A 259-nucleotide genomic window follows, 5' to 3' on the forward strand; every position below is an offset into this window, starting at 1 on the left:
TTATTTTCTTTGTAGGTTTCATTATAATCTTTCAATATATCTTCATCACTATTTAAAAAGGCTAACATAGATGTTTTTCCTTCTTCAGTAACTTTACAGTCAGTGAATTTTATAGAAACTAACACCTGGCTATCACCGATGTATAAAGTAACTATATGTTTATTTTTAAATCTATCTTCCAAAATTTTAGCATTTTGTCGAGTGTATTCAGACGAAGGAATAGCTGTTGCTGATTGTATTTCCATAGATAAGCTTTCTG

The 259-nt window shown here is 29.0% G+C and carries 1 protein-coding gene; it reads right to left on the bottom strand.

The features are described 5' to 3' along the window. The coding region (locus GJQ66_RS14295; RefSeq protein WP_230379643.1) for a hypothetical protein at positions 1-259 on the bottom strand (259 nt) is incomplete at both ends.

Origin of the sequence: Microbacterium sp. ZXX196, assembly GCF_009709595.1 — a bacterium.
Taxonomy (GTDB): domain Bacteria; phylum Actinomycetota; class Actinomycetes; order Actinomycetales; family Microbacteriaceae; genus Microbacterium; species Microbacterium excoecariae.